The organism is Ciceribacter azotifigens, assembly GCF_048159625.1.
Classification (GTDB): Bacteria; Pseudomonadota; Alphaproteobacteria; order Rhizobiales; family Rhizobiaceae; genus Allorhizobium; species Allorhizobium azotifigens.
The window spans coordinates 130,120-156,763 of sequence record NZ_JBLQTA010000003.1 but is presented as its reverse complement, the minus strand read 5'-3'; the positions used below and the strand labels follow the sequence as shown (position 1 = coordinate 156,763).

General features: G+C 62.0%; 24 protein-coding genes, 1 tRNA gene and 1 pseudogene. 11 read left to right on the top strand and 15 right to left on the bottom strand.

What is annotated here, in order from left to right:
* Positions 1-34 precede the first annotated feature (34 nt).
* The 3 genes from ACM6UT_RS05845 to ACM6UT_RS05835 form a co-directional block, all read right to left on the bottom strand.
* On the bottom strand, positions 35-2,347 hold the full coding sequence (locus tag ACM6UT_RS05845) for a methyl-accepting chemotaxis protein (RefSeq protein ID WP_416796415.1): 2,313 nt from the start codon (positions 2,345-2,347) through the stop codon (positions 35-37).
* A 238-nt stretch (positions 2,348-2,585) separates the two neighbouring features.
* Positions 2,586-3,485: a ribokinase gene (locus ACM6UT_RS05840; protein WP_416796414.1), complete on the bottom strand. Its 900-nt coding sequence runs from the start codon at positions 3,483-3,485 to the stop codon at positions 2,586-2,588.
* 50 nt (positions 3,486-3,535) lie between these two features.
* Positions 3,536-4,762, bottom strand: coding sequence for a DNA recombination protein RmuC (locus tag ACM6UT_RS05835; RefSeq protein ID WP_416796413.1), 1,227 nt, complete (start codon positions 4,760-4,762; stop codon positions 3,536-3,538).
* A gap of 254 nt (positions 4,763-5,016) precedes the next feature.
* Between ACM6UT_RS05835 and ACM6UT_RS05830 the strand changes: the two genes are divergently transcribed.
* The 4 genes from ACM6UT_RS05830 (at position 5,017) to truA (ending at position 8,895) form a co-directional block, all read left to right on the top strand.
* Positions 5,017-6,531 carry a methyl-accepting chemotaxis protein gene (locus ACM6UT_RS05830; RefSeq protein ID WP_416796412.1) on the top strand — a complete coding sequence of 505 codons (1,515 nt, stop codon included), beginning with the start codon at positions 5,017-5,019 and terminating at the stop codon, positions 6,529-6,531.
* A gap of 91 nt (positions 6,532-6,622) precedes the next feature.
* Positions 6,623-7,138 carry a peptide deformylase gene (gene def / locus ACM6UT_RS05825; protein WP_416796411.1) on the top strand — a complete coding sequence of 172 codons (516 nt, stop codon included), beginning with the start codon at positions 6,623-6,625 and terminating at the stop codon, positions 7,136-7,138.
* A 66-nt stretch (positions 7,139-7,204) separates the two neighbouring features.
* Positions 7,205-8,140, top strand: a complete 936-nt coding sequence (fmt, locus tag ACM6UT_RS05820) for a methionyl-tRNA formyltransferase (RefSeq protein ID WP_416796410.1) — start codon at positions 7,205-7,207, stop codon at positions 8,138-8,140.
* Positions 8,140-8,895: a tRNA pseudouridine(38-40) synthase TruA gene (gene truA / locus ACM6UT_RS05815; RefSeq protein ID WP_416796409.1), complete on the top strand. Its 756-nt coding sequence runs from the start codon at positions 8,140-8,142 to the stop codon at positions 8,893-8,895. Before fmt ends, truA begins: the two co-directional genes overlap by 1 nt.
* Before the next feature lie 9 nt (positions 8,896-8,904).
* Here truA and ACM6UT_RS05810 read toward each other — a convergent pair whose 3' ends face one another.
* From ACM6UT_RS05810 to dapD, 4 genes are all read right to left on the bottom strand, one after another.
* Positions 8,905-9,501 (bottom strand): hypothetical protein, encoded by a 597-nt coding sequence (locus ACM6UT_RS05810; RefSeq protein WP_416796408.1) that lies wholly within the window; start codon positions 9,499-9,501, stop codon positions 8,905-8,907.
* Positions 9,488-10,681, bottom strand: coding sequence for a succinyl-diaminopimelate desuccinylase (dapE, locus tag ACM6UT_RS05805; RefSeq protein WP_416796407.1), 1,194 nt, complete (start codon positions 10,679-10,681; stop codon positions 9,488-9,490). Before dapE ends, ACM6UT_RS05810 begins: the two co-directional genes overlap by 14 nt.
* 108 nt (positions 10,682-10,789) lie before the next feature.
* The gene (locus ACM6UT_RS05800; protein WP_416796406.1) at positions 10,790-11,173 is read right to left on the bottom strand and encodes a DUF805 domain-containing protein; all 384 of its coding nucleotides are present in this window, start codon (positions 11,171-11,173) and stop codon (positions 10,790-10,792) included.
* Position 11,174: 1 nt separating this feature from the next.
* Positions 11,175-12,032: a 2,3,4,5-tetrahydropyridine-2,6-dicarboxylate N-succinyltransferase gene (gene dapD / locus ACM6UT_RS05795; RefSeq protein WP_416796405.1), complete on the bottom strand. Its 858-nt coding sequence runs from the start codon at positions 12,030-12,032 to the stop codon at positions 11,175-11,177.
* 154 nt (positions 12,033-12,186) lie between these two features.
* On the opposite strand from dapD, the gene ACM6UT_RS05790 reads away from it, so the two are divergent.
* Positions 12,187-13,047, top strand: coding sequence for an LOG family protein (locus ACM6UT_RS05790; RefSeq protein WP_416796404.1), 861 nt, complete (start codon positions 12,187-12,189; stop codon positions 13,045-13,047).
* Positions 13,048-13,115: 68 nt separating this feature from the next.
* Here ACM6UT_RS05790 and ACM6UT_RS05785 read toward each other — a convergent pair whose 3' ends face one another.
* Together ACM6UT_RS05785 and ACM6UT_RS05780 are read right to left on the bottom strand one after the other, a co-directional pair.
* Complete coding sequence (locus tag ACM6UT_RS05785; RefSeq protein WP_416796403.1) at positions 13,116-13,694, bottom strand: EF-hand domain-containing protein; 579 nt, start codon at positions 13,692-13,694, stop codon at positions 13,116-13,118.
* Positions 13,695-13,804: 110 nt separating this feature from the next.
* The gene (locus tag ACM6UT_RS05780) at positions 13,805-14,527 is read right to left on the bottom strand and encodes a pyrimidine 5'-nucleotidase (protein ID WP_416796402.1); all 723 of its coding nucleotides are present in this window, start codon (positions 14,525-14,527) and stop codon (positions 13,805-13,807) included.
* A 102-nt stretch (positions 14,528-14,629) separates the two neighbouring features.
* Between ACM6UT_RS05780 and ACM6UT_RS05775 the strand changes: the two genes are divergently transcribed.
* Complete coding sequence (locus ACM6UT_RS05775; RefSeq protein ID WP_416796683.1) at positions 14,630-15,544, top strand: EamA family transporter; 915 nt, start codon at positions 14,630-14,632, stop codon at positions 15,542-15,544.
* Positions 15,545-15,636: 92 nt separating this feature from the next.
* Positions 15,637-16,170 (top strand): annotated as a pseudogene (locus tag ACM6UT_RS05770) (methylated-DNA--[protein]-cysteine S-methyltransferase); the annotation flags it as partial.
* Between the two features lie 8 nt (positions 16,171-16,178).
* Here ACM6UT_RS05770 and argB read toward each other — a convergent pair.
* Entirely contained in the window at positions 16,179-17,066 is an 888-nt protein-coding gene (gene argB / locus ACM6UT_RS05765) for an acetylglutamate kinase (protein ID WP_416796401.1), read from the bottom strand.
* A 273-nt stretch (positions 17,067-17,339) separates the two neighbouring features.
* Here argB and ACM6UT_RS05760 point away from each other — a divergent pair, with 273 nt between their 5' ends.
* Positions 17,340-18,068: an anti-sigma factor gene (locus ACM6UT_RS05760; protein ID WP_416796400.1), complete on the top strand. Its 729-nt coding sequence runs from the start codon at positions 17,340-17,342 to the stop codon at positions 18,066-18,068.
* A 24-nt stretch (positions 18,069-18,092) separates the two neighbouring features.
* Here the strand turns inward: ACM6UT_RS05760 and yihA are convergent, their stop codons facing one another.
* The 5 genes from yihA to rpmH form a co-directional block, all read right to left on the bottom strand.
* Complete coding sequence (yihA, locus tag ACM6UT_RS05755) at positions 18,093-18,752, bottom strand: ribosome biogenesis GTP-binding protein YihA/YsxC (RefSeq protein ID WP_416796682.1); 660 nt, start codon at positions 18,750-18,752, stop codon at positions 18,093-18,095.
* Between the two features lie 82 nt (positions 18,753-18,834).
* Complete coding sequence (locus ACM6UT_RS05750) at positions 18,835-19,752, bottom strand: DMT family transporter (protein ID WP_416796399.1); 918 nt, start codon at positions 19,750-19,752, stop codon at positions 18,835-18,837.
* Between the two features lie 60 nt (positions 19,753-19,812).
* A complete protein-coding gene (gene yidC / locus ACM6UT_RS05745) occupies positions 19,813-21,678 on the bottom strand; it encodes a membrane protein insertase YidC (RefSeq protein ID WP_416796398.1) in 1,866 nt (621 codons plus the stop codon).
* Positions 21,678-22,067 (bottom strand): ribonuclease P protein component, encoded by a 390-nt coding sequence (rnpA, locus tag ACM6UT_RS05740; RefSeq protein WP_416796397.1) that lies wholly within the window; start codon positions 22,065-22,067, stop codon positions 21,678-21,680. The genes yidC and rnpA overlap by 1 nt, the downstream gene beginning before the upstream one ends.
* A 33-nt stretch (positions 22,068-22,100) precedes the next feature.
* A complete protein-coding gene (rpmH, locus tag ACM6UT_RS05735) occupies positions 22,101-22,235 on the bottom strand; it encodes a 50S ribosomal protein L34 (protein WP_078070738.1) in 135 nt (44 codons plus the stop codon).
* Positions 22,236-22,671: 436 nt separating this feature from the next.
* Here rpmH and ACM6UT_RS05730 point away from each other — a divergent pair, with 436 nt between their 5' ends.
* The 3 genes from ACM6UT_RS05730 (at position 22,672) to ACM6UT_RS05720 (ending at position 26,612) form a co-directional block, all read left to right on the top strand.
* A complete protein-coding gene (locus ACM6UT_RS05730; RefSeq protein ID WP_416796396.1) occupies positions 22,672-24,720 on the top strand; it encodes a methyl-accepting chemotaxis protein in 2,049 nt (682 codons plus the stop codon).
* Positions 24,721-24,913: 193 nt separating this feature from the next.
* Positions 24,914-26,398, top strand: a complete 1,485-nt coding sequence (locus ACM6UT_RS05725) for an ATP-binding protein (RefSeq protein WP_416796395.1) — start codon at positions 24,914-24,916, stop codon at positions 26,396-26,398.
* Between the two features lie 137 nt (positions 26,399-26,535).
* Positions 26,536-26,612 (top strand) — tRNA-Arg (locus tag ACM6UT_RS05720).
* The last annotated feature ends 32 nt before the right edge of the window (positions 26,613-26,644 follow it).

The following is a 26,644-nucleotide window of genomic DNA, read 5'->3' as shown; positions in this document are numbered from 1 at the left end:
GCCTTGTCGTTTCATGTGACGCCAGCGTCAACGTTCAGAATTCCTCCCAGTTTTCCTGGACGGCAACAGCCACTGTACCGCCACGGACCGCCGACCTTGCGACGCGAACCGGCTCGCGTGCCGGGGCTGGCGGGTATGTGACTGGCGCGGCTGCCTCCCGCGCAGTTCCGGAGGTGCGGAAGCGCGTTACCAAGGCGCGCAAGTTCTGCGCCTCGGTCTTCAAGGTCATGCTTGCTGCCGTCGTTTCCTCGACCATGGCTGCGTTCTGCTGGGTGACCTGATCCATCTGGTGGACGGCGGTATTGATCTCTTTGAGGCCGGAGGCCTGTTCTGTCGCCGATGCGGAGATCTCGGCAATGATCGTATTGATCTGCATGACCTGCTCGGCGATCTTGTGGAGGGTGTCGCCCGCCTCGCCGACAAGGGCGACGCCGTCCTTGACCTGGGCGCCCGAGGCCGTGATCAGCGCCTTGATCTCCTTTGCTGCGTTGGCGGAACGCTGGGCGAGTTCCCGCACCTCCTGCGCCACGACCGCAAAGCCCTTGCCGGCTTCTCCGGCGCGCGCAGCCTCTACACCGGCGTTGAGTGCCAGCAAATTGGTCTGGAAGGCGATCTCGTCGATGACCCCGATGATCCGGGAGATTTCGCCCGAGGACTGCTCGATACCATGCATCGAGGTAACCGCCCGCTGGACGACTTCGCCGGAGCGCTCGGCGTCCTGGCAGGCGAGCTGCACGGTCCGTGCCGCGATTGCGGCATTGTCCGCGCTGGAATTCACCTGCTCGGTGAGCTGGTTGAGCGCGGCAGCCGTTTCTTCGAGACTTGCCGCCTGCTGCTCGGTACGCCGCGACAGGTTATCCGCGCTGTCGCTGATCTCGGAGCTGCCGTTGTTGATGGCTCCGACGCTCACGTTGACAGCGTTGATCGCGTTTTCGAGGCTGGCGACGGCGGCGTTGAAGTCGGCCTTCAGCGCGGCGTACTCGCCGGGGAAATCGGCCTGGATGCGATAGTCGAGATTGCCATTCGAAAGCTCTGACAGACCGGTGCCGAGCATGGTGACCACCTTCTGCTGGAGGGCGGCGCTTTCCTCACGTTCCGCTTCGGAGCGGTTGCGCTCGTCTTCTGCTGCCCGCCGCTGCCGTGCTGCCTCGCCCTCGAGCATCTTTCCTTCGGAAAGCCGATGCCGGAAGCCTTCGAGCGCCTTGGCGACGAGCCCGAGCTCGTCGGTACGGTTCTGTCCGTCGACCATCTTCTCGTAGTTGCCGGCGCCGAGACGATCGACATCAGCGACGATGGCGTGCAGTGGTTTCTGGACATAGGTGCGTGCCGCGAGATAGAGTGCAGTCATCACCGCACCGAGAACTACAAGGCCGCCGACGATCATCATGACGGTCTGTGCTTCGACGGGTGCGCTTATTGCACTTTGGGGAATGTCGACAATGACCGCCCAGGTGGTGTTCACGCCAGGAACGGCAAAAGGATAGATCAGTCGGTCGAAAGATTCGGCCCCGTCGGCAGCGACGTTGAGCAGCGTCTCGGGTTTCCCGGAAGATAGTGCCGCCTTGAGCTTGTTGCCGCCTTCGCCTTCATAGGGCTTCATCAACAGATCGGCCGAGGGAGCCACGAGCCATTGGCCCGTATGCCCGACGAGCATGACCCGTCCGGTCTGGAAAGGCTTGAGGGCCTGCAGTTTTTCGGAGAGAGAACTGAGGGAGATGTCGACGCCGGTCACACCGATCATCTTGCCGCCGGAGACCACCGGATAGGCAATCGAACTCATGGTCGTTGGGAGCTCGGTCCCTTCCGCCAGATACGGGGCGGTGATGGCACCTTTGCCGCTTTTGGCGGCGAGTGCGTACCACTCCTGCGTATAATCGTTGTTGAAAGTGGAAAACTGAATGCCACCGTCCTGCGTCTTCGACCAGTACGGCGCGAAGACACCGTTGTCATTGCCGCCGAGTTCGAGATTCTTGACCGTATCTTCCTTGCGTCCGTCGAAGGCTTGCGCGACTTCGCAGAACCAGCTTCCGAAAGCGAACGCATTTTGTTCGACATTGGCCTTCAGGAGATTGATGGCCCCCTTGCGATCGAAGGACTGCGCCTCATGCCCGCGCGCGAGCACGCCCGCCATCGAGCGGGCGGCGCTGGCGAGTTCACCGATATCGCCAGCAACTTCGTTCGCGATCGCGTTCGCCTGGCTCGTTGCCTGATCCATCGTCAGCGACTGGACGCGATCACGGGTCTGCGAAATGAGAACCAGATTGGAGAGGGCAAGCACCAGCGCGATGGCGATGCCGGTGACGAGCTGCAGCTTGAAAGCAATGGATTTGGAGATCAGTTTCAACATGACGGCCTCGAACCCGCACGCCGGCGGGCCGGCGCGTTGAATTGGTCACAGGGAGGGGGATGCTCCCTCATGGAGCGGTGTTTCACTCCATGCAGCCGCGGCGCCGGAGAAAGCAGTGCGAGAATAAGAATGGAAAGTTTAACGCATGTTGAATTTGCAGCGCGTTTCCTGATCTTCACGCGCCAACGCGCGCGGGTGCGATCGCCGGCGCGGTGAAAGAGAGGTGCGACGGGACGTGTCAGAGCCTGGCGGCAACCTCGTCCGACAGCGGGATCGAAGGCTGTGCGCCTGGCTTCAGGCAGGCAAGCGAACCCGCGACTGCCGCCCGACGGAGCGCGTCCTTGAAGGCGAGACCCTGATCCAGTCCGGCGGCGAAATAACCGCAAAAAGTGTCGCCGGCGCCGACCGTATCAACCGGCACGATCTTCAGTCCGTTGACCCGGACCAGTTCGCCCTGATGTACCGCAATGACGCCGTCCGCCCCGAGCGTGACGACAAGGGTCTGCCCGGTTTCTTCGTGCAGGCGCAGCAGCGCCTTTTCGCGTTCGTCCGCTCCCATGCCGTCCCGTGCAGCGAGACGTTCGAACTCTGTCTCATTGGCAACGACGATGTTTGCCATTCGGCCGAGGCGCGCCGCCTCCGCCGTCAAGGGTGCGATATTGATGATCGTTGTGATCCCGCGGTCTCGGGCCCGCGAGAGGGCTTCCTCCACGGCCATGGCCGGTATCTCGAGCTGCAGCATGAGAATGTCATCCTGCGCCATGGCATCGACCGCGGCCTGTGCGTCCGATTTGCCGATCGTCCCGTTTGCGCCGGGAACGACGGCAATCATATTCTCTCCGTCATCACCGACCAGAATGAGCGCGGTCCCCGTCGGCGCCGACGTCTTGTGAACCCCCGAAAGCTCGGTTCCTGCCTGTTCGAGGAGTTCGAGCGCAGGTGCGGCAAAGGCATCAGTGCCGACTGCTCCTACCATCCGTACCCTTGCGCCGGCGCGTGTCGCGGCGAGCGCCTGGTTCGCGCCCTTGCCGCCTGCCGCCGTCGAGAAATCCTTGCCGCCGACCGTTTCTCCGGGCTTCGGAAGCCGTGTCGTCGTGGCAATGAGGTCCATGTTGATGGAACCGAATACGGTGATCATCGAGGTGTTTCCATCCGTTACGTGTATTGGCCGCGAGTTTGGCGCCTGGCCTAGTCCTCGTCAACGACCCGAAGCTTGAGAAGGCCCGTCTTGCTCTCGACGGAGCGCGCCGTTCCGCCTTCGTCACCGTTGCCGGACTGGAATTCGAGCGCTTCTATCTTCGCGCCCCGCTTGGTCAGCTTGTCGGCCGAGGTGAGGATCATATCGACATCCTTCTGGGCCGCGAGAAAATGGCTCTGCAGTTTGCGTGTCCGGTCGTCCAGCCGGGCGAGATCCTCCATCAGGTGGATGACTTCCCCCTGGATGAGGTGCGCCTGTTCGCGCATCCGCTGATCCTTCAGCACGGCCTGGATTACCTGGATCGACAGCATCAGCAGTGACGGCGAGACGATCACCACGCGCATGCGGTGTGCCCTCTGGACGATGCCCTCGAAGTTCTCGTGGACCTCCGCGAAGATCGATTCCGAAGGAACGAAAAGGAAGGCCATGTCCTGGGTCTCGCCGGGAATCAGGTACTTCTCCGCGATGTCCCGCAGATGCACCTCCATGTCGCGGCGAAACTGCTGACCGGCAGTCTTCTTGGCATCCGCTGTCTCGGCGTCACGTATCGCGTTCCACGCTTCCAGCGGAAATTTCGCGTCGACGACCAGCGGCGGAGAGTCGTTCGGCATCCGGATGGTGCAGTCCGGCCGCGAGCCGTTGGAAAGTGTGGATTGAAATGCATAGGCGCCAATCGGCAGCCCGTCGGCGACGATCGTCTCCATCCGAGACTGCCCGAAGGCGCCGCGTGTCTGCTTGTTCGAGAGAATGGCCTGCAGTCCGACGACATCCTTCGCGAGGGACTGGATGTTGTTCTGGGCGGCGTCGATGACCGCGAGGCGTTCCTGCAACCGGCGCAGGTTCTCATGTGTGGTCTTCGTCTGCTCGCTGATCGTCGCCCCGATCCTGTGCGACATGCCGTCGAGGCGCTGGTTGATCGCCTGATTGAACTCCGACTGTTTGGTGCCGAAGACATCGGCCATGGCCGCAAGGCGCCCCTGCATTTCCGCTTGGGCGCGCAGCAGCTCGGCCATCCGCGCTTCGGCTGCAGCCTCCCTTTGGGATGCTTCCATTTCTTTGCGGAGCCGCATTCGGCTGCTTCGCATCACGGCCGCCACCCAGAGGATCAGTCCGGCGAGGATGAGTGCTGCAAGACCGAGGACGAGCAGGGTGGGCGAGACGGCGAAGTCGCCGACCATGAAGACCGGCGCGCCGGATGCGGAAGGACTAGTGTTCATGGCGACCAATCTAGCAGATTCGGCCATCGATGACAGATCAAAACAAGAACGAAGATCGGGCCGTCGACAATCTGGCCAGGCGATCATGCAAGCTACAGGCGAAGCCGATTTTATGGTGCACCATCAGGTATGTGGTTGATCACATTTCGCCCTGGTCATTCACTCTCCGTTTAGGGTTTTGAGCAAAACCTTCGGCCAATTCTTTCACCGTCCGGCGGGCGGCGTGATCACGCCTGAGACTATTGCGAGGCAACATGCAAGAGAGTGGTGACAACAGCCTGAGGCAGCGCCTCGATTTCATCGAGCTCGACGAGAAGGCCTGTCAGACGCTTCATTCGTTGCGTCCGACTCTCTCCGAGATCCTGGGCGGTGCACTCGACAAGTTCTATGCCAAGGTTGCGGCCACGCCGCATCTTGCCCAGTTCTTCCGTGATGGTTCGCACATGGCGGCCGCGAAGAAGGCGCAGGTCGGTCACTGGGACCGTGTTTCGAGTGGAACCTTCACGCAGGAATACGTCAAGGGCGTCACCGCAATCGGCAAGGCCCATGCCCGGATCGGCCTGGAGCCGCGATGGTATATCGGCGGCTATTCGATGCTCATCGGCGAACTGGCCGCGGGTGTACTGAAGAAGCATTGGCCGTTCCCCTTCGGCAAGCATCACGCGACTGCTCTTGCCGACAAGCTGAGCGCCTTGATCAAAGTCTCTATGCTGGACATGGACTATTCGATTTCCGTGTATCTCGATGCGCTCGAAGAGAAGCGCCGGCAGCTTCAGGAGGAGCGCGAGCGCTCCGAGGCCAATCAGCAGATCGCCATGCAGCACTTGCGTCGCGGCCTCGAAGCGCTGGCGCGAGGTGATTTCAAGGCCCGTATGTCCGACGACCTGCCGGACGATTTCAAGCAGATGGCGACGGACTACAACGAGGCCGTGGCACGCCTCAACGAATCCTTCCAGCTCATCCGCCGTTCCTCGGAGGAAATCCTCGCCGGAACGGAAACGATTGCCCGCACATCAGACGAACTGGCGCTGCGCACCTCCAAGCAGGCGGCCGGTGTTCAGGAAAGCTCGACTGCCCTGCAGCAGCTTTCCGTGAGCGTCAGCCAGACGGCCTCCAACGCGGAACGGGCCGCGTCCGTTGTGAAGGAGACGCAGCAACAGGCGCGAACCTCAGGCGAGGTGGTGAACCAGGCCGTGTCGGCAATGGCGGAAATCGAAAGGTCGTCGACAGAGATATCCAAGATCATCGGCGTCATCGACGAAATTGCTTTCCAGACAAACCTTCTGGCGCTCAACGCGGGTGTCGAGGCAGCGCGTGCCGGCGAGGCCGGCAAGGGCTTCGCCGTTGTTGCGCAGGAAGTCCGCCAGCTGGCACAGCGCAGCGCCGACGCGGCCAAGGAAATCAAGCGGCTGATCTCCCAGAGTTCACAGCAGGTGAACGAAGGCGTCGAACTCGTCTCCAATACCGGTACGGCTCTGGCTGACATCATCGGACGGATCGATGCGATCAATACCTTTGTCGGCGAGATCGCGACTGCCGCCAAGGACCAGGCGTCGGGACTGAGTGGAATCAACCAGGCAACCCGCAGCATGGACGGCCTGACCCAGGAAAACTCGACGATGGTGGAGCAGACCTCCGCCGAGACGCGACGGCTGCGCAACGAGGTCGCCGGACTCGTCGATCTGCTGGGCCGTATCAACACGGACAGCAGCGAAGTCTCGGTGTCACTCCCAACGCCACGTCGGCAGGCGCCCGGCCTCGCCGCCTGATTTTCGCTCTGGCGTAGATCCAAGGAACGCGAGGGTTTTTCCCTCGCGTTTTTCGATTCCATCGGCGCGACAGATGCGATATGGGAGGCCCATGACGATAAAGCCCCTCATTATTCTCCCCGATCCTCTGCTCCGTCAGGTTTCCAAGCCCGTCGAACGGGTGGATTCCGACATCCTCAAGCTTGCCGATGACATGCTCGAGACCATGTATGACGCGCCGGGCATCGGGCTTGCCGCCGTCCAGGTCGGCGTGGCGCGACGGTTGCTGGTCATCGATGTCTCCCGCGAGGATGAAGAGAAGCAGCCGCTCGTCTTCATTAATCCCGAGATCCTGACGTCCTCCGACGAGCGCTCGACCTATGAGGAAGGGTGCCTGTCTATACCGGACTACTACGCGGAGGTGGAGCGGCCGGCCAAGGTGACCGTGCGGTCCATCGACCGCGAGGGCAAGGAGCAGACGACCGAAGCCGAGGGCCTGCTCGCGACGTGCCTGCAGCACGAGATCGATCACCTGAACGGCGTCCTGTTCATCGACCATATCTCGCGGCTGAAGCGCGAAATGGTCATCAAGAAGTTCACCAAGGCGGCCAGGGGCAAGGCGATCTAGCGCCGACGCCCGGAGCAGTGGCAGGGCTGGAATCAAGCCGGTTCGGGAGCTGGAGGCGACGACACCATGGCACTTCGCATCATCTTCATGGGAACGCCGGAGTTTTCCGTTCCGACGCTTGCCGCCCTTGCCGGGGCCGGCCATCAGATCGTCGCCGTCTATACCCAGCCCCCGCGTCCCGGCGGCCGGCGGGGTCTGGATCTGCAGAAGTCACCGGTGCATCAGGCGGCCGAAAAGCTCGACATTCCGGTGTTCACGCCGGTCAACTTCAAGGATCCCGCGGAACGTGCGGCCTTTCGAGCCATCGGTGCTGACGTTGCGGTCGTGGTCGCCTACGGCCTTCTGCTGCCGGAAGAAATTCTCGGCGGTACGCGGCTCGGGGCCTATAACGGCCACGCGTCGCTTCTGCCGCGCTGGCGCGGTGCGGCTCCCATTCAGCGCGCGATCATGGCCGGCGACCGCGAGAGCGGCATGATGGTCATGAAGATGGACAAGGGCCTCGATACCGGCCCCGTTGCCCTGACGCGCAAGGTGGAGATCGCACACGACATGACGGCGGGCGAGCTGCACGACCGGTTGAGCCAGATCGGCGCGGAAGCCATGGTCGAGGCGATGGCGAGGCTAGAAGCGGGAGATCTACCGCTCACGCCGCAGGCTTCCGAAGGCGTCCTCTATGCCGCGAAGATCGACAAGGGCGAGACACGTATCAGCTTTACCCGAGATGCCCACGATGTGCACAACCACATCCGTGGACTGGCGCCGTTCCCCGGCGCCTGGTTCGAGGTGGAGATCAACGGCAAGGCCGAACGGGTGAAGGTGCTAGGCTCAACGCTTGCCGAAGGACAGGGCAGGCCGGGCGAAGTGCTGGATGAGCACCTGACAGTCGCCTGCGGCAAGGGGGCAGTGCGGCTCACGCGGCTGCAGCGGGCCGGCGGCAAGCCTCTGGCCACGACCGAATTCCTCCGCGGCACTCCGATCCCGCGCGGCGTGGTCCTCGCCTGATGCCGCGCTTTCGCATGACCGTCGAATACGACGGCACCCATTACGTCGGCTGGCAGCGGCAGGAAAACGGCCATTCCGTCCAGCAGGCATTGGAAAACGCCATCCTCTCCCTGACCGGAGAGGCAGTGTCGATCCGGGGTGCGGGACGAACCGACTCCGGTGTCCACGCGCTCGGCCAAGTCATCCATGCGGACCTCTCACGCTCCTGGGCGCCGTACAAGCTGCGCAACGCCCTCAACGCCCATCTCGGTCTGGCGGGTGAACGCGTCGCTGTCCTTAATGTGCTGGAAGCGGACGAGAGCTTCGACGCTCGTTTTTCCGCCGTGAAGCGGCATTATCTTTACCGTATCATCAGCCGCCCGGCGCCGCTGGCGGTGGAACTGAAGCGCGCCTGGTGGGTGCCGAAGCCGCTTGACCACGAGCGCATGCATGAGGCCGCGCAGCAGCTTGTCGGCCATCATGACTTCACCACCTTCCGGTCCGCGCATTGTCAGGCGACGAGCCCGGTGCGCACCCTGGACCGCCTTGATGTGACGCGTGCCGGCGACCTGATCGAGATCCGGGCCTCGGCCCAGAGCTTCCTTCACAACCAGATCCGCTCCTTCGCCGGGACGCTCAAGCTCGCCGGCGAGGGCAAGATGTCGCCGGCCGACGTCCGGGCGGCGCTGGAGGCGCGGGACCGTGCTGCCTGTGGTCCCGTAGCACCGCCCGAAGGGCTCTACTTCGTGAAGGTGGACTATCCCGACGGGCTATAGGGGCTGCCGTCAGCCCGGGAATACGCCGAGAAAGCGCTCCAGCAACTCGGACAGCAACATGGTTGGCACCAGAAGGACCATGGTCATCGTCGCGACCGTCAACGTATGGTCTCCCAGGATCATGCGCAGGATACGGAAAAGCGCAAAGACGAGCGTTAGCAGCAGTCCGAGCCAGAGAATGGTGAGCAGCCCCTTGAGCGCGGGAAGCAGCACCATCAGGAGGATAAGGACTGCATACGCATAGGAGACGGGAAGAGCGAGCCAGTTGGTGACCGTGACGATCGCGGCGAACCGCGGGCCGATCCCGAGCGCCCAGGCGAGCATCCCGGCGAGGATGACCGGCACCAGCCAGTTCGCCACCTCCACCAGTGCGAGCCGGAAGAAGAAGACAGGTCCGGTTTCCGTTCCGAGGGGCATCACGGCGAGGTAGGCGGCTCGCCACCACAGCCAGGAAACAAGGATCGCAGGTCCGGCCCATGCCATCGCCCAGAAGGAGCGCAGCGCGCCGCGATCGGTAAGATCGAGAAAGCGGAAGCCTTTCGTGTCGCGCTGGAAGAGCAGCCAGAGGCCGGTCAGGTATAGCTTGACTTCCTTAAGCGTCGGCATTCGCAAACCACTGCTCGATGAACGTCTGGTAAATCCGGGTAAGCGTCTCGAGGTCTTCGACGGCTACTCGCTCGTCCACCATGTGCATGGTTTGGCCCACCAGGCCGAATTCAACGACGGGGCAGTAATCCTTGATATAGCGGGCATCCGAGGTGCCGCCCGTTGTGGAAAGCTGCGGCGTCTGTCCCGTCACCTGCTCGACTGCATCCGAAAGCGAAGAAATCAGCGCCTCATTGCGAGTGAGGAACACGTGGCTCGGACGCTCGGACCAGACGAGATCGTAGCTGAGAGGTTGGCGTGCGGGCCGAAGCGCCGTGTCTGCAGCGGCGGCATCGAGGCGCTGGATGATCTCCGCCTGAAGCGCTTCGGCTGACCAAGTATCGTTGAAACGTATGTTGAAGCGCGCGGTGGCCTTTGCCGGAATGACGTTTGTGGCCGGATTGCCGACGTCGATCGTCGTCACCTCGAGGTTCGACGGCTGGAAATTGTCCGTGCCGTGGTCGAAGGGCGGGTTCATCAGCGCTTCGGCGAGACGGATGATGCCGCGAACGGGATTGTCGGCGAGGTGCGGATAGGCGGCATGCCCCTGCACGCCATGGACGGTGATCGTGCCGGACAGGGATCCGCGGCGGCCGATCTTGATCATGTCGCCGAGCTGGTCGGGGTTGGTCGGCTCGCCGACGAGGCAGGCATCCCAGCGTTCACCCTTTTCGGCGGCCCATTTGAGAAGCTTGATCGTGCCGTTGATGGCAGGACCTTCCTCGTCGCCGGTGATCAGCAGCGAGATCGAGCCCTTGGGTGCCCCCTTCTGTTCGATGCTGCGGGCGAGTGCCGCTATGAAGCAGGCGATCCCGCCCTTCATGTCGACGGCACCACGGCCGTAGAGCATGCCGTTGGCGATCTCGGCCGAAAACGGCGGATGGCTCCAGGCCGTTTCATCCCCGACCGGGACCACGTCGGTATGGCCGGCGAACATCAGATGCGGGCCGCTCGTGCCTAGCCGGGCGTAGAGGTTTTCGATGTCGGGCGTGTTTTCCTCGGACGCTGTCACGCGCGAAACGGCGAAGCCCATCGGCTCCAGCATCGCTTGAAGCGCGCTCAGCGCACCGCCTTCGGCTGGCGTGACGGACGGACAACGGATGAGAGCCTGCAGATTTTCAACGGGATTTGTGGCGGTCATGGTTCTGAACGTGGAGGATGGAAGCCGGTCTGGGCGGCGCCGTGCCGCAGGAGGAGTTCGCAAGGTGTAGCCGATCAAACCCCACCTGTCACCATGGCGGGAGATGTGTCATTTCTGGGGCCCGTCGGTCGCCGGACCATAGGCGTTCGGTCCCTTTTCGGAAGGCCAGACACACATCCAGAGCAGTACGATGACCGAGATCACCGGCACGAAGAGGGCGATGGCCAGAAGACCGGTGAAACCCATGTCGTGCAGGCGCTTGACGCCCAGCATGAGCCCGGAGACCACCGAGGTCACAAAGACGCCGAAGAAGAGGAAGCTCCAGAACGGCAGAACACTTTCGTCGTCCTGATGCAGGACCAGCTTCGTGGTCGTATAGCCGTTGGCCATCATCCAGAACAGCCAGGAGAGGATGAAAACCTGCCGCCCGGCGCGACCGGACGGGCTGAAGAACAGCCATCCGATACCGGGCGTGCGAACGACGCGCTGCACTTCAGTCTCTGAGAAGCTCGTTGATGCCCGTCTTCGAGCGCGTCTTGGCGTCCACCCGTTTGACGATGACGGCGCAATAGAGGCTCGGAGCCGGCTGACCGTTTGCCATGACATTGGCCGAAGGCAGGGCACCGGCAACGACCACGGAATAGGGAGGAACTTCACCATACGTGATTTCGCCGGTCGCGCGGTCGACGATCTTGGTCGACTTGCCGATGAAGACGCCCATGCCGAGCACCGAACCCTCACGGACGATGCAGCCCTCGACGACCTCGGAGCGCGCACCGATAAAGCAGTTGTCCTCGATGATGGTCGGACCGGCCTGCATCGGTTCGAGCACGCCGCCGATGCCGACGCCGCCCGAGAGATGGACGTTCTTCCCGATCTGCGCGCAGGAGCCGACCGTCGCCCAGGCGTCGACCATCGTGTTCTCACCGACATAGGCACCGAGATTGACGAAGGACGGCATCAGGACGGCACCGGGGGCGATGTAAGCAGAGCGGCGGACGACGGCATTCGGAACGGCGCGGAAACCCGCACGCTCGAATTCGTTGGCGCTCCAGCCCTCGAATTTCGAAGGCACCTTGTCCCACCACGTCGAGGCGCCCGGGCCGCCTGCGACGATCTCCATGGGATTGAGGCGGAAGGACAGAAGAACCGCCTTCTTGAGCCACTGATGAACCGTCCAGGTGCCGTCTTCGCCGCGCGAGGCGACCCGCAGCTTGCCGCTGTCGAGCAGATTGAGAGCGGTTTCGACCGCGTCGCGAACTTCGCCGCGTGTCGACGTGCTTACCGTGTCACGGTTTTCGAAGGCGGCTTCGACGATGCTCTCGAGCTGGCTGACATCCATGGCGGTCATCTGAATTCCTTAAACTTCGTTGTCTATCGTATAACCCCGGAAATTTCCGGATTCGCGATCGGAAACTGGCGTTCTGCTGTAGCGCATTCGCCGGGGGTTGAAAACAGCCGCCCGCGACCTCCGCGGTCGTTTCCGGCAGAGAAAGGCAGTGAACATGGCGAAGCTAGAAAACGGTCCGAGACAGCGGAGTGGTGGAATCTGGGATCCGCTGAAAGATAGCACGACCGACCGCAAGGTCGCCGCCGGCATCCCGCGGACGCCGCAGTCGGAATCCCCGTCCTATCGCCTCGCCTACATCGATGACGATTTCCTTTGCCGCGACGAACTCCGGCCCGTTCGCCTGCAGCTCGAGCTGCTGAAAGTCGAGATGAATCTCGCCGAGCGTGGCATCAGGTCGACGATCGTCATGTTTGGTGGCGCCCGTATTCCGGCCCCCGGGGCAAGTGCGTGGGCCGCGCGCAACGAAACACAGCGTGCCAATCTGGAGGCGGCTTCCGTCTTCTACGAGGAAGCCCGCAAGTTCGCCCGCCTCTGCGGCGAATACTCGGCAAAACACGACCATCAGGAATATGTCGTGATGACGGGAGGGGGCCCCGGCGTCATGGAGGCGGGCAATCGAGGAGCGGCAGAGGCGGGCGCCCCTTCGATCGGCCTCAATATCGTCCTGCCGCACGAGCAGGCGCCAAACGCTTTCGTGACACCGGAACTCAGCTTCAACTTCCACTATTTCGCGATCCGGAAGATGCACTTCCTGATGCGCGCCAAGGCGATCGCCATCTTCCCCGGCGGCTTCGGGACCATGGACGAGTTCTTCGAGGCGGTGACCCTGATCCAGACCAAACGCATGGCGCCGATCCCCCTCATCTTGTTCGGTGAGGCCTTCTGGCGAAGGATCATCGATTTCGATGCGCTTGCAGAATTCGGCACGATCGCCCCGGAGGACGTTGAATTGCTGAATTTCGTCGAAACGGCGGAGCAGGCCTGGAAGGTCATCGCCGATCACTACGAGCACTGACGCGAGACAAAGCGACCCGCGGCATCGCCGCGGGCCGTTGTTCTTTCCGGCGACTGGTATCCGCCGGGTCAGAAGGAGCCGCGTTTCGGCATGTCGTCGGCGGAGAGTACGCCGTCGCCATTGCTGTCCATGCGGGTGAAGAACTTGTCGCTCGCCGCGGACGCTTCTTCACGGCTGATCTGTCCGTTCTCGTCAGTATCGGCCATGCGCATGCCGCCGAAGCGCCCGCCGTGCCCCATTCCCTGGCGCTGCCCGCCTTCGGCCATGGTGCGTTCGCCATGATGCTTCTTCCAGCCCATCATGCCCATCTGGCGACCGGTCCCGTCTTGCGGTCCCGTGCCCATACCCGCGCCCTTGCCGGCAGGTGCGTTCGCCCGCATGGCTTCGCGATGGGCGCGAAGCTCACCGGGGGTCAGCGTGCCATCCTTGTTGGCGTCGATTTCTCCGAACAGTCTCTCCTGGCCGCTCGTGGCTTCGTCCTTGGAGATCTTGCCGTCCTTGTTCTCGTCGAACTGTTGCAGCATGTGGACGAAGCGGGCTTCTGGGCCGCGTCCCCCCGCCATCTCCTGGCGGGCGAAGGCCGCCGCCGATGTGCCAACGACAAGCGCGGCAGCGAGGGCGGTGAGCGTGATCGTTTTCCTGTTCATGAGCATTCCTTTCAGCGTCTTCTGATGAAGGAAAGCTACGGTTTCCTGCGGCGCCATCCCACTTAAACTTCGGTAAGGCTGCATGAATTTTTGGTAATATACGAAAAAGATCAGTTGCTTGTGTGGAGTAATGTCTGGAGGAAGCCGGCAAGGTCGTCGGTCACGTAATCAATGCAGTCCGGCTCATCGGCGTTTTCGGCCAGTTCCCAAGCCTCCAGCACGGCAGTGCCGAGATTGCGTGGAACGAGCAGAACTGTCTTCATTCCGAGCGCGCGGGGGACCGCAAGATTGCGCGGCAGGTCTTCGAACATTGCCGCGCGTTTGGTGTCGACACGATTTAAGGTCGCGAACTTGTCGTAGGTATTGCCGGCTGGCTTCGGGACGTAATCGGCAGCGACGATATCGAAGATGTCATCGAAATTCTCGAGAATTCCAAGCGCCCGAGCTGCGGCTTCGGCATGCTTCACGGTTCCGTTGGTGAATATGAACTTGCGGCCGGGAAGGGCCTGGATCGCACTGCCGAGCGCAGGGTCCGGCAGGATCGCGGAATAGTCGATCGCATGGGCTCTTTCGAGGAAGTCGTTTGGGTCGACCCCATGATGGAGCATCAGGCCCGCAAGCGTCGTGCCGTGATCGCGATAGTACTGCTTCTGCAGCACTCTTGCGGCGTCCGGTTCGAGTTGCAGCAGTTCCGCGACATAGGCCGTCATGTTGCGGTCGATCTGCGCGAACAGGTTGACGTGGTGCGGATAGAGGGTGTTGTCGAGGTCGAAGACCCAGTCGCGCACATGCGCGAAATCGGCCTTCTCCGGATGTGTGGGGGGTGTAGTCATGGTTTAGCTGTGACACGGATCGCCACAAAAATAAACGCCGGCGTACCGCTTTTCCTTCCGTAGATATGGTGGCCGTTCATGCCCCGTGCTAACGCGTGCGCCATGGAATTCTGGGCCGCCGTCACAATCAGCAGCGCATTCCTTCAGAATGTGCGTTCCGCATTGCAGAAACACCTCAAGGGGCGAATGGGCACGACCGGGGCGACCTTCGTGCGCTTCGGCTTCGGCGTGCCTTTCGCGCTTGTCTACCTCGGCGTCCTGAACCTCGGTCTTGGACGGCCTTTGCCGGTCCCGAATGGTAGCTTCTGGTTCTGGGCGGTCGTCGGAGCCTTCGCGCAGATTGCCGCGACCTTCCTGCTTGTGCATCTTTTCTCCTTTCGGAACTTCGCCGTCGGGACCGCATATTCGCGCACGGAGCCTGCGCAGGCGGCATTGCTCGCACTCGTTTTCTTTGGCGAACGGATCTCGGGGTCGGTGATGATTGCGATCGCCGTCTCCGTGGTCGGTGTCGTGTTGATCTCCGTTGCGCGCACGGAGCTTGCCGCAGGAACGCTCCTGCGTGCGGTTGTCAGCCGGACTGCCTTGGTGGGCCTTCTCTCCGGTCTCTTCTTCGGCGTTTCCGGTATCGCTTATCGTGCCGCCTCGTTGTCGCTCGCTCCCAGCCTGCCGGCTCCGGATTCTCTGATGCAGGCGGGCTATACGCTGGTGATCGTCATCCTGATGCAGGCATTCTCCATGTTCGTCTGGATGGCCTTACGCGACCGCGAAGAGTTGCGTCGAGTCAGGGATGCCGCACCGGTAGCCCTTCTGGTCGGCTTCGTCGGCGCGACCGCCTCCTTCGGTTGGTTTACGGCGATGACGCTCCAGCAGGTGGCGGTGGTCAAGGCGCTGGCGCAGATCGAGATGCTGTTCACCTTCGCCTCCTCGGTGTTCATCTTCCGGGAGCGGATCACGGTTCTCGAATTCGCCGGGTGCCTGTTCGTCGTCCTCGGCGTGCTGATCCTCGTCCTCGGCTGAAGTACCTCCGCCGGTTTCGGGTTGCCGGCCGTTTCCGCCCTTCCTACATTGGGTAGGCAACCCGGAATTGCTTAATGATCGCTACGGAACCGCTTTTTGCCGAATGGTTCGAGACGCCGCTTGGCGACATGGTCGCGGCCGCGGACGACACCCATCTGCGCTTTCTCGAATTTCGGGAGGCGTCGACACGAGAAAAGACGCTCGCCTCGCTGGAGGCGCGGTCACGTCGACCGGTGGTTTGCGGGCGCAATCGGCTGATCGACCAGATCGGCACGGAACTCGAGGATTACTTTTCCGGGAAGTCGGCGTCGTTTCGCACGCCGCTCGCACCCGAAGGCTCGGATTTCGAAAAGAACGTATGGGCCGAACTTCTCAAGGTGCCGCTCGGCGAAACCTGCTCCTACGGAGACATCGCCCGCGTGGTCGGTGGCATTGAGACGGTACGCGCCGTCGGAAAGGCGAACGGAGCCAACCCGATTGCAATCGTCATTCCCTGCCACCGCTGCATAGGCGCCGACGGTTCACTGACAGGCTACGGTGGTGGACTATGGCGCAAGAAGTGGCTCCTGCGCCATGAGGGAGAGATGCGGCCGATCGGCCTCTTCGCCCTGGGCGGTCCTCGATAGGCCGCGGATCAGGGAACGATCAGCGTTCCTGCACCACCTTCAGTGAAGATTTCGAGCAGCACGGAGTGGGCCGTCTTGCCGTTCAGGATGACGACACCTTGCACGCCGGCATTGATCGCATCAATGCAGGTCTCGACCTTCGGGATCATACCGCCGGAAATCGTGCCATCCTTGATGAGTGCGCGCGCTTCGGCGACCGACAATTCCTTGATGAGTTCGCCGTTCCGGTTGAGCACGCCCGGCACATCGGTTAGGAAAAGCAGGCGGGTGGCACGGAGCGCACCGGCAATGGCTCCCGCGAACGTGTCGGCGTTGATATTGTAGGTGTGTCCGTCGCGACCAGGTGCCACCGGTGCGATGACCGGGATCATCTCCGATTTGGCAAGCAGGTCGAGCAGCGTCCGATCGACCTCGACGACTTCTCCGACGAAGCCGAGGTCGAGCACGCGTTCAATGTTGGAGTCCGGATCGGTTACCGTCTTCTTCGCCTTTTCCGCGAAGACCATGTTGCCGTCTTTCCCGCAGAGGCCGATGGCCCATTCGCCGGTCTGGTTTATGAGGGCCACGATCTCCTTGTTGATCGAGCCTGCCAGCACCATTTCGACGATCTCGACGGTCTTCTGGTCGGTGACGCGCAGTCCGCCTTCGAATCGTGATTCGATGCCCATCTTGGTCAGCATCGCGCCGATCTGCGGCCCGCCGCCATGAACCACGATCGGGTTGACGCCCGACTGCTTCAAGAGAGCGATGTCCTCGGCAAAGGCCCTGCCTAGCTCGGGATTACCCATCGCGTGACCACCGTATTTCACGACGATCGTCTTGTTTTCGTAGCGCTGCATGAAGGGCAGCGCCTGGGCGAGGAGGCGTGCCTGGATTTCGCTGTCGGAGGCGGTCATGGGACATCCTTTTTGTTGGATCGCGGCCTTTTAGCGCAAGTTCGGGTCCGAGGGAATAATCGCGCGAAAAACTTGGAGTTGGCAGTCGTTGCCGACATCGGCTCACGCGCCGCCGCAGCGCAAGGTGGCAAACCGATTGACAGTCGTGGCGAAGAATTGGATCCTTCAACCTGCCAGGTAGCGCTCTCGGCCGTGCGTGCTCCGCCTTCGGTCGCATTGGGCGCGGCGCGCGGCTCGTGCCGCAGGCTATGCGAACCCGAGAACCGATGATCGATGACGACCCCTGATCAGAGTAAAGGAGACCGGTCCCGCGACGAGGTTCTCGCCGGGGAGTACGTTCTCGGAGTGCTCGGTGCGAACGAACGCGCGAGGGTCGAGGAGCGCCTGCGCCACGACCGGCCTTTCGCGGCGATGGTTCGCCGCTGGGAGCGTAATCTGTCCAGCATCGATGAGAGTTATGGTGCGGAGAGAAGGCATTCTCCGGTCGCTCTTCCGCTTTTCGACGGACCTGCGGGACTTTCCGCGGACCTTTCGCTTTCAGGGTTCGCCGCCAGTCTCTGGAGCTCCCTGAACTTGTGGCGTTCGCTGGCCTTGGCAGCGTTCGCGATGCTCGCCGCCGTCATTACGGCAGGTGCGGGCTTATGGTCGTTTCGGGTGCCCGAAGACGCCCTGCTTGCGGAGCTGACGTCGCCGAACGAAGCTCTCGGCTTGTCGGCACGCTACGATCGCACGACCGGCAAAATCAGGCTCTCGCCCGCAACGAACAGAGACGGCGCACCGAAATCGCTGGAACTCTGGCTGCTGGAGGGCGGGGATCAGGCGATTTCGCTCGGTGTGTTCCCGGCGGAGGGTGCCGGTGACGTCCTCGTGCCGGCTAATCTGCGTGAGAAGGTCGTCGAAAGGGCCGTGCTCGCCGTCAGTGTGGAACCGTATGGCGGTTCACTCACCGGCAAGATGACTGGGCCCGTGGTTGCGAAGGGCGTAATTCACGGCCGGCCCTGATGGGAGGAGCCGCCGTTTGGCGTCTCAGCCCCGACGGCCGATAGTATTGAGGATGGCCGAACGCAAGTCGTCCAGACCGCTTCCCTTTTCCGAAGACGTTGCCAGCACTTCCGGGTAGGCTGCTGGCCGCTTGCGGATTTTCTCCACGGTTTCGGTGATCAGCCGCGGGACGCCCGCCTGCTTGATCTTGTCGATCTTGGTAAGGACGATTTGATAGGAGACTGCCGCCTTGTCGAGCAGGTCCAGCACCTCGTCGTCGTTCTTCTTGATGCCGTGCCGGGCGTCGATCAGGACATAGACGCGCTTCAGCGTCGAACGACCGCGGAGATAGTCGAAGACGAGCTTGGTCCAGGCGTCGACCTGTTCCTTCGGCGCCTGGGCATAGCCGTAGCCTGGCATGTCGACCAGCGCCATCGGAGGCAGATCACCCGCCTCACCACTATAGCCGTCCGGAACGAAGTAGTTGAGTTCCTGGGTCCGGCCGGGCGTGTTCGACGTTCGCGCCAGTCCCTTCTGCCCGACCAGCGCGTTGATGAGCGACGACTTGCCGACGTTCGAACGCCCGGCGAAGGCGATCTCCAGCGGACCTTCCGGCGGCAGGAACTTCATGGCCGGGACGCCGCGAATGAAGATCCACGGATTGCCGAAGAGCGGCTTTTCGTTTGTCGCGGTGTTCTCGACCATGGCTTCCGTCTTCATCCTTCCGTCGTAGCGAACTGGCTTCCGGGTTTTGATATGGGATGTCAAGAAGAAAGGCTGTCCGGGATCAGCGCCGGTCCGCCTGCTGCCTGCGGAATTCTGCGCCGAGATAGGTGATCAGCGCGGCGAGGATGACCAATCCGCCCCAGATCGCGCGCTCGCTCGGGATCTCGCCGTGAATGACCGCCACCCAGACCGGGGCAAGCATCGTTTCGCCGGTTCCGAGCAATGCGGCGAGCGCCGAGGGGATCAGCCGCGCGCCGGTGACGAAGAGAGCCATGCCGAGCCCGAGGTTGAATGTGCCGAACACGAAGAGCAATGCGAGCTGGTCGAACGGAACAAGCAAGGTGCTCGCCTGCGTCGCCGAGATCACACAGGCAACAAGCGCGCCGAGCGAGGCGGCCGGCGTCATCCGGACTTTGGTGTAGCGGCGGGTGACGACGGTTGTCGTGGCAAAGACGATGGCGATCGTCAGAGCCAGCGCGTCGCCGATCGGGGAAACGGATCCGGAGAAGGAGCCGGAGACCATGATGGCGACGCCGGCGATCACAGCCGCGATCGCACTCCAGGTCAGGGTCGTGATCCGCTCGCCAAAGAAGACCCGGCTCATCAGTGCAGCGAAGAGCGGGACGCCAGCCTGCAGGAGAACGACGTTGGCGACGGTGGTGTAACTGATTGCGATGATGAAGCAGGTGGTCGCGGTCGCAAAGGTGCACGCGACCACAAGCCCCGGCCAGCCCATGTTGCGATAGAGGGCGATGGTGCCGCGCGGTCCGTCGCGTAGCAACATGAAGACAATCAGGAAGACTGCTGCAAAGAAGTTGCGCCAGAAGACGATCGTCCAACTGTCGGTGACGTCGAGAAAGCGGGCAATGGCGCCGCCGAAGCTCCAGAAGAATGCCGATCCGAAGACCAGGAGCGCGCCGACACGCTCCTTGCGAATATCATTGACGGCAGTATCCGGGGAAAGCGTGTTGAGGCTCATGTCGATCTCGGATGCATCTACGAAAAACTCCGGAGGAAGCCTCCGGAGTTTTTTGATGTCTTACTTGCTCGGCTGCGGTTTTCGCCGGAACAACGATCTCAGATTGTCGACGAGTTCGATCTTCACGCCGTGGCGCTTCATGATGATCGACTGCTGAAGGATCGACAGCGTATTGTTCCAGGCCCAGTAGATCACCAGCCCGGCGGGGAAGCTCCCGAGCATGAAGGTGAAGACGAGCGGCATCCAGTTGAACAGCATCGCCTGGGTCGGATCGGGCGGCGTCGGGTTCATGCGCATCTGCAGGAACATCGTGACGCCCATGATGATCGGCCAGATGCCGAGATGCAGGAACGTCGGTGCGTCGAACGGCAGGAGCCCGAAGAGGTTGATGAAGGTCGTCGGATCAGGGGCCGAAAGGTCTTGGATCCAGCCGAAGAAAGGTGCATGCCGCATCTCGATCGTGACGTAGATGACCTTGTAGAGAGCGAAGAAGACCGGAATCTGCAGGAGTACCGGCCAGCAACCGGCCACCGGATTGATCTTTTCCGTCTTGTAGAGCTCCATCATCGCCTGCTGCAGGCCCATGCGGTCGTCGCCGAACTTGGCCTTGAGCTCTTCCATCTTCGGCTGAACGCGCTTCATGTTGGCCATGGAGGCATACTGCTTGCTGGCGAGCGGGAAGAAGAGAAGCTTCACCACGATCGTCGTCAGCAGGATCGCCACACCGAAATTCCCGACCATCCGGAAGAAGAAGTCCATCAGCTGGAACATCGGCTTCGTGAAGAACCAGAACCAGCCCCAGTCGATCAATAGGTCGAATCGGGGGACCTGATAGCTCTGTACATCGGCGGATTCGCCGCCGCGCAGGCTGGAGAAGAGCGTTCCGAACCAGGAATCGTCGAGTGCATAGCCGTTGACGACGCGCACTTCCTTGGCGCCGGCGAAGACCAGCGTCTTGAGGCTGGTTTCCTGCCCGGGGGCGACGGTCACGGCGTCATTCTTGAAGTCGGCCTGATAACGCGGCTGGCCGTCAGAAAAGTGCGAGAAGCGGGAGTCGTATGCGATCGACTGCGGCGGTACGAGAGCCGCTGCCCAGTACTTGTCAGTGATGCCGATCCAGCCGCCGGTTGCCTTGTCGTTCGTGACGCCTTCTTTTTCGATGTCGCCGTACTTCTCCTCGATGAGGCTGCCGTTCGTGCCGATCACGCCGAGGAAACCCTCATGCAGCACGTAGACAGAAGGGGTCGTCGGCTTGTTGTAACGGGTGATGCGGCCGTAGGGCGCTACCGAGGCAGCTGTCGCGCCACCGTTCTTGATCGCGTCTTCGACGGTCAGCATGTAGTGCTTGTCGACGGAGATCTTGCGGGTGAAGGTCAGACCCGCCTCGTTGGTGAACGAGAGCGTGACCGGCGTCGTCTGCGTCAGCTTGTCGCCTTCGGTCAGTGTCCAGACGGTCGACGGTCCCGGAGCCGCGCCGGCGCCTTCGCCTGCAACATAGCCGAGTTCGGCGAAGTAGCCGTCTTTCGTGTCGGATGGGCTGAACAGAGTGATGATCGGGCTCTGCGGATCGACGGTTTCGCGGTATCCCTTGAGCTTGAGGTCGTCAAACCGGGCGCCGGTGAGATTGATCGAGCCGGAAAGTGCAGGTGTGTCGATCGCGACGCGAGCTGTCTTGGCGATGGCTTCCTCGCGGGTAGCAGTCGCGCCAGCCTGGCCGGACGCGGGCAGGGCGCCGGAGACCTGAGCTCCTGCCGATGGCTTCGTTGCCGGGCTTTCACCGCCCGGCGCCGTCTTCGCCTGTTCGGCAATGCGTGCCTGCTCCTGACGCTGCGCCTCGATCTTCGGATTCATATAGAAGAATTGCCAGGCGAGCACGATCAGCACGGACAGGGCAATCGCGATGAAGTAATTGCGTTTGTTTTCCATCACACTTTCCTGGAACGGGTCTGAGAAGACCGCATGTGTTTCGGCCTGGCTGCGATCCGTTCGGCCAGTTCTTCCGTGAGTTCAGCAAAGGACGCAGACAGCACGTCCCGCCGGGCGACAACCACATAGTCATGTCCCGGCTGCATTGCAAACCCCGCCTTCAGGCGCACAGCCTCCTTGAGGCGGCGTCGCATGCGGTTGCGCTCGACGGCATTGCCATGTTTCTTGGTGACTGTGAAGCCGACTCTCGGCTCGCCCTCGGGCTCGTTGCGATCGAGCACTTCGAGGAGAAAGAGGCCGCCGCGGCGTTTTTCGCCTTCGCGGACAGCAAGAAACTGCGGCCGGCTCTTCAGCCGCCCGACAGTTTTGATTGGTTCATCAGACGTCATTCGCCCGTTTCCTGGGATCGGGCACGTCCGGCCTTAAGCCGAAAGACGCTTGCGACCGCGAGCGCGGCGTGCGGCGAGAACCTTGCGGCCGCCGTTGGTGGCCATACGCGCACGGAAACCGTGGCGACGCTTGCGAACAAGCTTGGAAGGTTGGTAGGTACGCTTCATTTATTTAATACCGCGGTGTGCGGCCCTTCTTGGGTTTGCATTTCTGCAAGAGCGTTGGAGTTTCGCACGGCTGGACAGCCGCGTGAGCGGGCATGTGTCTCCGGACGTGCGGGCGGCTTATACGGGCGATGGCCCGGAGAGTCAATCGGCTACGCATATAGGCGAGCCTGGTGTCGAGCGGCTGGTACGAACGTTACGACCGGGATCGACTCCGTCGCTTCGGCGGGCAAGTCCGGTAACCAGATGCAATCTGCCAACCAATACGGATGACTTTTCTGAAAGTCGCAATCCGCACCTCTTTCTCTTGCACCCGGAACAAGTACTTCGTCTTCGCACTTGCAGCATAGCGGCGAAAGGCTTCCTTAATTTCGCGTGGATAAAATCCCCATAATTTGACGGGTATGGCGCCCAATAATCTCAAAGAGGAGTTATACTCGTGAAAATCGGCGGCAAGATTTATTCCCTGGTGGGCGTGCTGGGTTTTGCAGCGGTCGTCATCGGCGTAATGGGCATTTACGTCACCGCCCAATACGCTGGCAGAGCCGAGGCGTTGCGCACGGTGTCGGAACGGGTCTACCTCGGTGAACACATGAACCGAATTGTGACGGCGGTGGTCATGGAAGCGCGTGGTATCTACGCTGCACCAACGACCGAAAAGGCCGCTTCCTTTGCCAAAGGACTCCTCAAGAATCTCGATGAGATCGACAGCGTGATTACTGCGTGGAAGCCGCTCGTGCCGGCCGACCAGCAGGCCGCCTTCGATTCCATGGTCGCCAAGGCGGCGGAATTCCGGGTGTTCCGAACCGAGACGGCGCGTCTAGGCACCGATGTTGATCCCAAGGACGCCAACGAGCAGGGCAATAACGAGGCCAATCGTGCCAACCGGAAGGCGTTCCAGGCAGATATCGATGCCGTGGTCGAGCAGGACAAGGCCGAGCTTCACGCGATCACGGCGTCTCTCAAGTCGTTCCAGACCCTGATGCTTATGCTGATCACGGGCGTCACCTTCGTGGCGGTCGCCGGTGGCGCCGGTTTTGGCATGTACATCGCCGTCAATCAGCTCAGCCGGCCGATCCGCAATGTCACCAGCGCAATGAAGAATATCTCCGACGGGGATTATGGCGTCGACATCCCGTATGCGGGCCGTGCCGATGAAATCGGCGAAATGGCTGCCGCCGTCGAGATCTTCAAGCAGAATGGCCTCGCCGTCCAGCGCCTCAATGCGCAGGAAGCTGCCATGCGGGCGAAGAGCGATGACCTGCAGTCCAGCATGTCGGTTGTGGTCGCCGCTGCGGCCGATGGCGATTTCGGCCGGCGGATCGAAAAGCGCTATGATGACCCCAACCTCGATCGTTTCGCGGCCAATATCAACACGCTTCTGACGGCGGTTGACGCCGGCGTCGCGGAGACGCGCCGCGTGGTGGCGAGCCTGTCGGCGGGAGACCTGACGCAGAGCATGCATGGCGATTTCCGTGGGGCGTTCGCCGAGTTGCAGGTGAACGTCAACGCGACTTTCGGCCGGCTGCGGCAGATGATGGTCGACATTCGCGGCAAGACCGACCTCATCGACGGCAATGCCGACGAGCTCATGTCGGCCACGAACGATCTCGCCAAGCGTACCGAACAGCAGGCGGCCGCTCTTGAGGAAACCTCCGCAGCACTGGATCAGATCACCGTCGTCGTCCGCGGATCGAGCGAAAGAGCCCAGGAAGCGAGCGCGATGGTTACGGAAGCGACCCGCAGCGCCGCCCAGTCGGCGATGGTGGTCGGCGAGGCTGTCGAGGCGATGGGGCGCATTGAACAGGCGTCGCGTGAAATCTCGCAGATCATCAACGTGATCGATGAGATCGCCTTCCAGACGAACCTGCTGGCTCTGAACGCCGGTGTCGAGGCAGCTCGTGCCGGTGAGGCGGGCAAGGGTTTTGCCGTCGTTGCCCAGGAAGTCCGGGAGCTTGCGCAGCGTTCGGCGAACGCCGCCAAGGACATCAAGGCGCTCATCACCAAGTCGGGCGAGGAAGTGTCCGGCGGCGTCAAGCTCGTCCAGAAGACCGGAGAGGCTCTCTCGGAGATCGAAAGCCGGGTGCTGAAGATCAACGACCATATCCATTCGATCGCGACAGCAGCGAAGGAGCAGTCCACCGGCCTGCAGGAGGTCAACACCGCCATCAACCAGATGGACCAGGTTACACAGCAGAACGCCGCCATGGTCGAGGAAACCTCGGCGGCGACCCACAGGCTCTCCGAGGAGGCCGACGGCCTCGCTGCGCTCGTCGCCCATTTCCGGCTCTCCGACGGTGCGAGGGACAGTGCCGTTCCCGGTCCGGCCATCCATGCCGCGGCGTCGACCCGGATGCCGACATCGGCCTCGAGCACCCCCCGCAAGCCTGTCGCCTCTCCGGCACGCCAAATGCAGGGAAGCGTCGCCCGTGCGTTCGGCGGTGGCGCGGCGGCAGTCGCCCAGGACGCCGAGTGGGAAGAGTTCTGATCGCTCCGATCAGACAGGCACACAACATTCGATAGGCCGCGAGCGTCACTCGCGGCCTTTTTCATGCGGAGATGAAGACTCGTGCAGGCTTCGTTCTTTCGACGCCGCTTATCTTTTACTCCTCGCCGGTCTATCCTATGTATGCACTCCGGGGCTTTCTACCCGCGGTCAGATCAGCGGCAAGGAGAAGCCGATGCCAGACGAGATGCGGACGGGACCTGACGAGGGCGCGCCGAGGCCTGCGATCGTTCCTGGTTTCTTTCAGGGACTGTCCGGCAAGCTCCTCTGGCTGACGATTGTCTTCGTATTGATTGCGGAAGTGCTGATCTTCACGCCCTCTATCGCCACGATGCGCCTGCGGTGGCTGGAGGATCGGCTGCGAACCGCGGCTGCCGCGAGCGTAGTGATCGACGGGCTTCAGCCGATCGAATTGCCGCGGGCGCTGCAGGACGAGGCGCTGATGGCGACGGGCACCAAGGCGATCGTGCTGCGCAAGGACGGGACCTCGCGCCTCCTCGTGGTCGACAACATGCCGCCGAAGGTCGACGCCCAGTTCGATCTGGCCAACGTCCATCCGCTCCGCTCGGTGAGCGATGCGTTCTACACGTTGTTCTTCGGCGGTGACCGTATCCTGCGGGTCTATGGACCTGTCGGTGAAAGCGACACCGAAATCGAGCTCGTCCTTTCCGAGGACAGCCTGCGTAAGGCGATGCTCTCCTTTGCGCGGTATCTCGCAACGGTTTCCCTTATCATCTCGGTGATTACCGGCGTCCTCATCTATCTCGCCATCAACCGGATGATGATCCGCCCGGTCCGGCGCCTTACCTGCAGCATGCGGGAGTTCACCGAAGATCCCGAAGACCCTGCCCGTATCCTGGTGCCGGAGAAGGGCAGTGACGAACTCGCCGTCGCCTCCCGGCATCTGTCGATGATGCAGGAACAACTGCACAGGACCCTGAAACAGCAAAAGAACCTCGTCGATCTCGGCCTGGCTGTTTCCAAGATCAACCACGACATGCGCAATATTCTGGCGTCCGCGCAGCTCATGTCGGACCGGCTCGCTGACGTGGACGACCCCATGGTCAAGAGTTTCGCCCCGAAACTCCTTCGGACGATCGATCGGGCAGTCGGCTATACGAGAGAAGTCTTGGCCTATGGTCAGGCGGCAGAGGCCGAGCCGCGTCGGCGCCGGATCCAGCTTGCTGCTCTGTGCCAGGAGGTGCGCGACATCCTTGCCATCGACCCCGAAAGCGGCATCGAATTCATCGACATGGTGGCTGCCGACCTGGAAGTGGACGCCGATAGCGAGCAGTTGTTCCGGGTGATCCATAATCTCTGCCGCAACGCGATGCAGGCGCTGGCCGGTTATGGAGCAGGCGATTCCGACGTCGTTCGCCGGCTGACGCTTACGGCGCAGCGGGTGGGCAGCGTGGTTTCGATCACCATCGACGATACCGGCCCAGGCATGCCGCGCAAGGCGAGGGAGAATCTTTTTGCCGCCTTTCGTGGCGCGGCGCGATCCGGCGGCACAGGGCTCGGCCTGGCGATTGCCCGGGAACTTGTGCTGGCGCACGGTGGCACCATCGCGCTTGTCGAAAAGCCGGGACCCGGCACCCTTTTCAGGATCGAAATTCCCGATCGCCCGGTCGCGCTTGACGACTGGCGTGCCCGCGCGTGAGCTCATATGTGCTGGAAAAACAATTGGATGGGCGGGCCGTCGCACGAAAATGACGGATTTTTTGGAAATTCGCTTGCAATCCTCCGCGCCACGCTTTAGAGGATCGCCACGCAGCCGGTGACACGCCGGCACGGCACGCACCCGTAGCTCAGCTGGATAGAGCACCAGACTACGAATCTGGGGGTCAGGAGTTCGAATCTCTTCGGGTGCGCCATTCTTTTCCCTGAAAAATTTGAAGCTGTTGCA

Coding starts and splice junctions, on each gene's coding strand:
- ACM6UT_RS05760 (WP_416796400.1), top strand. CDS start 17,340: ATGACGACCCCTGATCAGAGTAAAGGAGACCGGTCCCGCGACGAGGTT.
- dapD (WP_416796405.1), bottom strand. CDS start 12,032: ATGACCGCCATGGATGTCAGCCAGCTCGAGAGCATCGTCGAAGCCGCC.
- rnpA (WP_416796397.1), bottom strand. CDS start 22,067: ATGACGTCTGATGAACCAATCAAAACTGTCGGGCGGCTGAAGAGCCGG.
- yihA (WP_416796682.1), bottom strand. CDS start 18,752: ATGGTCGAGAACACCGCGACAAACGAAAAGCCGCTCTTCGGCAATCCG.
- ACM6UT_RS05790 (WP_416796404.1), top strand. CDS start 12,187: ATGGCGAAGCTAGAAAACGGTCCGAGACAGCGGAGTGGTGGAATCTGG.
- argB (WP_416796401.1), bottom strand. CDS start 17,066: ATGACCGCCTCCGACAGCGAAATCCAGGCACGCCTCCTCGCCCAGGCG.
- ACM6UT_RS05840 (WP_416796414.1), bottom strand. CDS start 3,485: ATGATCACCGTATTCGGTTCCATCAACATGGACCTCATTGCCACGACG.
- ACM6UT_RS05775 (WP_416796683.1), top strand. CDS start 14,630: ATGGAATTCTGGGCCGCCGTCACAATCAGCAGCGCATTCCTTCAGAAT.
- def (WP_416796411.1), top strand. CDS start 6,623: ATGACGATAAAGCCCCTCATTATTCTCCCCGATCCTCTGCTCCGTCAG.
- ACM6UT_RS05810 (WP_416796408.1), bottom strand. CDS start 9,501: ATGCCGACGCTTAAGGAAGTCAAGCTATACCTGACCGGCCTCTGGCTG.
- ACM6UT_RS05725 (WP_416796395.1), top strand. CDS start 24,914: ATGCCAGACGAGATGCGGACGGGACCTGACGAGGGCGCGCCGAGGCCT.
- yidC (WP_416796398.1), bottom strand. CDS start 21,678: ATGGAAAACAAACGCAATTACTTCATCGCGATTGCCCTGTCCGTGCTG.
- ACM6UT_RS05830 (WP_416796412.1), top strand. CDS start 5,017: ATGCAAGAGAGTGGTGACAACAGCCTGAGGCAGCGCCTCGATTTCATC.
- ACM6UT_RS05750 (WP_416796399.1), bottom strand. CDS start 19,752: ATGAGCCTCAACACGCTTTCCCCGGATACTGCCGTCAATGATATTCGC.
- rpmH (WP_078070738.1), bottom strand. CDS start 22,235: ATGAAGCGTACCTACCAACCTTCCAAGCTTGTTCGCAAGCGTCGCCAC.
- truA (WP_416796409.1), top strand. CDS start 8,140: ATGCCGCGCTTTCGCATGACCGTCGAATACGACGGCACCCATTACGTC.
- fmt (WP_416796410.1), top strand. CDS start 7,205: ATGGCACTTCGCATCATCTTCATGGGAACGCCGGAGTTTTCCGTTCCG.
- ACM6UT_RS05845 (WP_416796415.1), bottom strand. CDS start 2,347: ATGTTGAAACTGATCTCCAAATCCATTGCTTTCAAGCTGCAGCTCGTC.
- ACM6UT_RS05785 (WP_416796403.1), bottom strand. CDS start 13,694: ATGAACAGGAAAACGATCACGCTCACCGCCCTCGCTGCCGCGCTTGTC.
- ACM6UT_RS05780 (WP_416796402.1), bottom strand. CDS start 14,527: ATGACTACACCCCCCACACATCCGGAGAAGGCCGATTTCGCGCATGTG.
- dapE (WP_416796407.1), bottom strand. CDS start 10,681: ATGACCGCCACAAATCCCGTTGAAAATCTGCAGGCTCTCATCCGTTGT.
- ACM6UT_RS05835 (WP_416796413.1), bottom strand. CDS start 4,762: ATGAACACTAGTCCTTCCGCATCCGGCGCGCCGGTCTTCATGGTCGGC.